The following is a 6,200-nucleotide window of genomic DNA, read 5'->3' on the forward strand; positions in this document are numbered from 1 at the left end:
ATCGTCGGCAAGGATAACGACATTGAATCTATCAATAAAATGCTTTTTATACATATTTCATAGCGATTTTATTGATAAGCCTAGCAAACTTTCAATGATATAAAGCTTTAGATCAGCTTCCTCTGATTTTTAATGTGAATGATTTATTTTTTAAATCTTTAGCAGTTTTTTTCATAAACTAAAATGAGAAGGTCGCTCAATTACCACTCTTCGGTTTCGCCTAAAGCCTGACCAATAAATTGATATCGCATAGTTGATCTTGAAAACTTGATCGGGCAAGCCAGTTGAGCTTCGGTTTGCTCCCGCTGATCCGCTTTAACTGGCACCTGCACCACCCATTCACGTTGCTGCGCCAGCTCAGAATGCAGGGCTTCATCAAGCTTTAGTACAGGTTCGACACAGAAATCTGCCTGAGAAAATAAGGCCTGCCAGTGAGATAGAGGTTGGGAACTGATTTTATCGCGAATCGCCTGTTTCACTAAAGCATGATCTTCAGGTGCGAAAGAAGCACCTTTTTCCAGAATAATCGGCAAATCCAGCAATTGTGCCAGACCTTGCATGAATTGAGGCTCCAGACTGCCTATTGATAGATAGCGATCATCCTGAGTCTGATAATAGTCATAAAAGGTACCGCCATTTAAGTAACCTGATTCTATCTGCTGATGCTGATTACCCGCCAGACTGGCAGAAGCTGCCATATTATTTAATGTCGCCGCGCAATCGGTCATGGAAATATCAATATATTGTCCCTGACCACTGCTCTGCCGCTCAATCACCGCTGCCAGAATGGCAACCAGCGCATGCATAGAGCCGCCCGCGACATCAGCAATCTGGATTCCCATTGCCGGTGGTCCGCTTTCAAGCCGGCCACTATGCCCGGCAATCCCAGATAAAGCCAAATAGTTAATGTCATGCCCAGCCCGATCTATATAAGGGCCGGTCTGACCATAACCAGTAATCGAGCAATAGATTAAGCGTGGATTGAGCGCACTGAGTGTTGGATAATCCAGGCCAAGCCGTTGCATCACACCTGGACGAAATTGTTCGACCACAATGTCATAATCTGCAATTCGGGATTTGATCTGTTCAATATGTTCGGGATTCTTTAAATCCAGTGCGACAGAATGTTTGTTTCGATTCAGATAATTATGCGTTGTGGCCTGTCCATGTGCAAAAGGTGGCATTAAACGCACCAGATCAGGACGTGTGGGTGATTCAATATGCACAACTTCTGCACCCATGTCTGCAAGATATAATGTGGCAAATGGACCGGGTAATAATGTAGAAAAATCTAATATTTTCAAACCTTTTAATGCATATGACATTGGAGTTATTACTCTATTTATATCGCTTTTTGTCTCATCATAAGAACATAAATGCCCAAAAACAATGTCATGTTCAGCCATTTACCTTGATAGTTTCGGCAATTTAACATGTAAGAAAATGGTAATTGCATTCTTGTAAATTGCCATTGATTTTTTATTTTTTGTCATTTAGGTCAAATATTAGTGAACATTAAAGAGACTGAAGGATTAAACATGAGTCGTGATACGATCAGTATCCATTTCGTCAATGCAGCCTTATACGGCGTTAAGCGCCTGGGCATGGATGTCGATACTTTATTGTCTCACGTTGGGATTGAAGCCGAGCTTCTGCATCAGCCGAAGGCCCGTATTTCGCCTGAACAATATACCCGTTTTATCAAGATGCTCTGGATGGTGACACAGGACGAACATGTCGGTTTTGACAAACAGCCGCGTCGTCTGGGCACTTTCGCGATTATGTGCCAGTTGATCATCCATGCCAAAACGCTGGGCGATGCACTCGAGCTTTCTTCACAATTTTACAAACTCTTTGGTGATGACTGGTCTGTAACCCTGGAACGTGACAAGCACGAAGCGCGTCTGGTTCCCCTGATTCCAAATTCGATGGATCCGGAACACTTTATTACCGAAAGTATGCTGATGATCTGGCATGGTCTGGCATCGTGGTTAATTGAACGTCGTCTGCCGCTGGAACGTGTACATTTCAGCTACCCGCGCCCTGCGCATGCAGATGAATACGATGCGCTGTTCTTTGCACCTGTGATGCAGTTCGATATGCCGCGTACTGAAATTACCTTTGCAGCGGATTATCTGGATTTGCCAATTCGCCAGAATGAAGAAACGCTGGAAGAATTCCTCAAAGCAGCTCCGGCTCAACTTCTAGTCAAATTTAAAAATACCAACTCGCTGACTTCTCGGATCCGTGATGTATTAAAGAGCCAGATTGGTGAAGAAATGCCGACCTTGAACGATGTCGCATCGATGCTCTACCTGTCTCCGCAAACCCTGCGTCGCCGTCTGGCTGCTGAAGGCAAGAGCTATCAGGGCGTGAAAGATGCACTGCGCCGTGATGCTGCAATTCACTTATTACTTAACCCAGATCTGACTCTGGAAGATGTCGCACAACAGGTTGGCTTTAGTGAAACCAGTACTTTCCACCGTGCTTTCAAAAAATGGACAGGGGTAACACCAGGCCTATACCGTCAGTTACACGGTTACCATTAAAAACCTTGCTATAAAATTGTATACTTGAAAAGTATCGTTTATTAAGCGCTGCAAGCCCCTAGCCCAAGCTCCAGACTTGGGCTTTTTTATGCCCGCTTTTTAATCCATCAAGACTGACCAAATTGCTCAAATGATCTGGTCCGTTCTCGTCATTGCACTTCAAGATTTAATCATTACACTCGAAGCATTAGAACAATTTCAGTAAAGCAAGAAAAGGATATTGTATGAGCGAGGCCTATATTATTGATGCCATTCGCACGCCACGCGGAAAGGGAAAAAAAGACGGATCATTACATGAAGTTAAACCAATTAGTTTACTGACTACGCTCTTAAATGAACTGAAAGAACGCCATAACCTGGATACATCTCAGGTGGATGATATTGTGCTGGGCTGTGTGACTCCAATCGGTGATCAGGGTGCAGACATTGCCAAAACTGCTGCAATTGCCGCAGGCTGGGACAATGATGTGGCTGGCGTTCAGATCAACCGTTTCTGTGCTTCGGGCCTGGAAGCTGTAAATCTGGCAGCACAAAAAGTTCGTTCAGGCTGGGAAGATCTGGTCGTTGCGGGTGGCGTTGAATCCATGTCTCGTGTTCCGATGGGTTCTGATGGCGGCCCGTGGGCTTTAGATCCTGAAACCAATATGGCTTGCGATTTTATTCCACAAGGCATCGGGGCTGACCTGATCGCGACCATTGATGGTTATAGTCGTGCAGATGTAGATCAATTCGCCGAGCAATCACAAAAGAAAGCGGCAGCAGCCCAAGCGAATGGTTATTTTGATAAATCCATTATTCCAGTGAAAGATAAAGCTGGCGTCGTGATTCTAGACAAAGATGAATTCATTAAACCGACAACAACTGCAGAAGGCTTAAGTGCATTAAAGCCAAGTTTTGCAACGATGGGCCAGATAGGCTTTGATGCCATCGCTCTACAGAAATATCCGGAAGTAGGCTCTGTAAACCATGTACACCATGCGGGTAATTCTTCAGGCATTGTGGATGGTGCAGCAATCGTATTACTTGCCTCCGAACAGGCAGTACAACAGCAAAATCTCAAGCCACGCGCCAAAGTACTGGCAACGGCGCTGGTTGGTGCCGATCCAACCATTATGCTGACTGGCCCCGCCCCGGCTGCACGTAAGGCTTTAGCCAAAGCCGGACTCACCATTGATGATATTGATCTGTTTGAAGTCAATGAAGCTTTCGCTGCTGTGGTGATGCGCTTTATCAATGAAATGAAGGTTGATCCTGCCAAAGTCAATGTCAATGGTGGTGCCATTGCCATGGGACATCCACTCGGTGCGACCGGTGCCATGATTCTAGGCACTTTACTGGATGAACTGGAACGTCAAGGTAAGAAACGTGGACTGGCCACCCTGTGTGTGGGTGGTGGTATGGGCATCGCAACCATTATTGAGTTGGTATAAGGAGATCAGCATGAGCGCAATTCAATATCAAAAAACTGAAGATTATATTGTCATTCTGACCTTTGATTCTCCAAACCAGTCCGCCAATACCATGAATGCCGACTTTCGCACGGCTCTGGAAGAAGTCGCTGCCCAGTTACAGGCAGATGAACAGATCGCCGGAATTATTTTCCGATCAGCTAAAAAGACATTCTTTGCTGGCGGTGATCTGGATGAGCTGATTCAGGCGACGCCTGAACATGCCACTGAATTCTTCAATATGATTGAAGACATGAAAGCCAAATTACGCTATATCGAAACGCGTGGCATTCCTGTGGTGGCAGCTTTAAATGGCACCGCACTCGGTGGTGGTTGGGAAATCGCTTTATGTGCCCATCATCGTATTGCCCTCAATGATGCCAAAACCAAGTTTGGTTTACCTGAAGTCACTTTAGGCTTGCTACCAGGCGGTGGTGGTATTGTCCGTATGGTTCGTCTGCTAGGCCTGCAAAATGCCTTAGCTTTGCTGATGGAAGGCAAACAGTTCGGTGTAGAAAAAGCCAAGTCTTTGGGACTGGTACATGACACAGCCGACTCACTGGATGAGTTACTAGATAAATCTATAGCTTGGATTAAACAACATCCGCAATCCCAACAGCCTTTCGATGTAAAAGGTTACAAAATTCCGGGAGGCTCTCCTTCTTCGCCTGCCGTTGCACAGATGCTGGCCATTGCTCCTGCGATGCTGCGTGATAAAACCAAGGGCTGCTATCCAGCTCCTGAAGCCATTTTATCCACTGCGGTTGAAGGCGCTCAGGTTGATGTTGATACCGCACTGAGAATTGAGTCGCGTTATTTCACCTATCTCGCTACCGGCCAGATTTCCAAGAACATGATCGGTACATTCTGGCATGGCATGAATGCCATTAAATCAGGTGCCAGTCGTCCTAAAGACTTTGCGCCATGGAAAGCCACTAAAGTAGGTATTTTGGGTGCAGGTATGATGGGTGCAGGTATTGCCTATGTCACTGCCAGCAAAGGCATTCAGGTGGTACTAAAAGATATTTCGGTCGAAGCTGCTGAAAAAGGCAAAGCCTATAGCCAGAAATTACTTGATAAAAAAGTAGCCCAAGGCCGCTTAACAGCTGAAAAATGTGACCAGATTTTAAGTCTGATTCACACCACGACAGAAGCAGCAGATTTTCAAGGCTGTGACCTGATCATTGAAGCAGTATTTGAAAATCAGGAACTCAAAGCCAAAGTTACTCAGGAAGCAGAGCAATATTTAGCATCCAACGGTGTAATGGCATCCAATACCTCGACTCTACCCATCAGTGACTTGGCTCAAGCTTCTCAAAATCAGGTGAATTTTATCGGTCTGCATTTCTTTAGCCCAGTCGACAAGATGCAACTGGTCGAGATCATTAAGGGGAAAAATACTTCAGCAGAAACACTGGCCAAGGCATTTGACTTTGTGCAGCAGATTGGCAAGCTACCGATTGTAGTGAATGACAGCCGTGGCTTCTTTACCAGTCGTGTCTTTGGAACCTTTGTACAGGAAGGTTTACGTTTGCTCGCCGAAGGGGTGCATCCAGCCCGTATTGAAATGGCTGCGCTGAAAGCAGGTATGCCGGTCGGACCACTTGCTATTCAAGATGAAGTCTCTCTGACACTTTCTGAGCATGTAGCTGCAGAAACCCGTAAGGCTCTGGCAGCACAAGGCAAAGAACGCCCAAGCACCGATGCAGATGCCGTGATTCAAACCATGATTCATGAGTTTAACCGTAAAGGCAAAGCTGCTGGTGCAGGTTTTTATGATTATCCTGAAGGTGGCAAAAAGCAGCTGTGGTCTGGCTTGGAGCATTGGTATAAAGAAGTGGATATTTCTGAACAGGAAATGATAGACCGCTTCCTGTTTGTTCAAGCGCTGGATACCGTACGCTGTCTGGAAGAAGGTGTGCTGGAGTCAGTGGTCGATGCCAATATTGGTTCAATCTTTGGAATTGGTTTTGCCGCTTGGACGGGAGGTGCAGTGCAGTTCTTGAACCAGTATGGTTTAACCAAGGCCTTGAATCGTGCTGAAATCCTAGAAAGTAAATATGGCGAACGTTTCAAAGCACCACAGTTACTCAAACAGAAAGTTGCTGAAGGTCAGCGCTTTTAAAAACTGGGTCTAAAAAAGAGGAGCTTGACTCCATTGCTGTCCCATAATTTTTCACAAAAGGAAGCTCATTTGAGCTTC

At 45.6% G+C, this 6,200-nt stretch carries 4 protein-coding genes; 3 read left to right on the plus strand and 1 reads right to left on the minus strand.

What is annotated here, in order from left to right; translation table 11 throughout:
- Positions 1–200 precede the first annotated feature (200 nt).
- Complete coding sequence (locus tag B3143_RS09430; RefSeq protein WP_004785197.1) at positions 201–1,325, minus strand: CaiB/BaiF CoA transferase family protein; 1,125 nt, start codon at positions 1,323–1,325, stop codon at positions 201–203.
- 213 nt (positions 1,326–1,538) lie between these two features.
- Between B3143_RS09430 and B3143_RS09435 the strand changes: the two genes are divergently transcribed.
- The 3 genes from B3143_RS09435 to B3143_RS09445 all read left to right on the plus strand — a co-directional run bounded on the left by B3143_RS09435 (position 1,539) and on the right by B3143_RS09445 (position 6,122).
- The gene (locus B3143_RS09435; protein WP_004785199.1) at positions 1,539–2,549 is read left to right on the plus strand and encodes an AraC family transcriptional regulator; all 1,011 of its coding nucleotides are present in this window, start codon (positions 1,539–1,541) and stop codon (positions 2,547–2,549) included.
- A gap of 224 nt (positions 2,550–2,773) precedes the next feature.
- Positions 2,774–3,979: an acetyl-CoA C-acetyltransferase gene (locus B3143_RS09440; RefSeq protein ID WP_004785200.1), complete on the plus strand. Its 1,206-nt coding sequence runs from the start codon at positions 2,774–2,776 to the stop codon at positions 3,977–3,979.
- A gap of 10 nt (positions 3,980–3,989) precedes the next feature.
- On the plus strand, positions 3,990–6,122 hold the full coding sequence (locus B3143_RS09445) for a 3-hydroxyacyl-CoA dehydrogenase NAD-binding domain-containing protein (protein WP_004785203.1): 2,133 nt from the start codon (positions 3,990–3,992) through the stop codon (positions 6,120–6,122).
- Positions 6,123–6,200 lie beyond the last annotated feature (78 nt).

It is taken from the genome of Acinetobacter sp. UBA1496, from assembly GCF_002324975.1.
Lineage (GTDB): Bacteria > Pseudomonadota > Gammaproteobacteria > Pseudomonadales > Moraxellaceae > Acinetobacter > Acinetobacter variabilis.

Bases quoted from the DNA above. Each gene is read 5' to 3' on its own strand.
- B3143_RS09440 (WP_004785200.1), top strand. From the start codon at position 2,774: ATGAGCGAGGCCTATATTATTGATGCCATTCGCACGCCACGCGGAAAG.
- B3143_RS09445 (WP_004785203.1), top strand. From the start codon at position 3,990: ATGAGCGCAATTCAATATCAAAAAACTGAAGATTATATTGTCATTCTG.
- B3143_RS09435 (WP_004785199.1), top strand. From the start codon at position 1,539: ATGAGTCGTGATACGATCAGTATCCATTTCGTCAATGCAGCCTTATAC.
- B3143_RS09430 (WP_004785197.1), bottom strand. From the start codon at position 1,325: ATGTCATATGCATTAAAAGGTTTGAAAATATTAGATTTTTCTACATTA.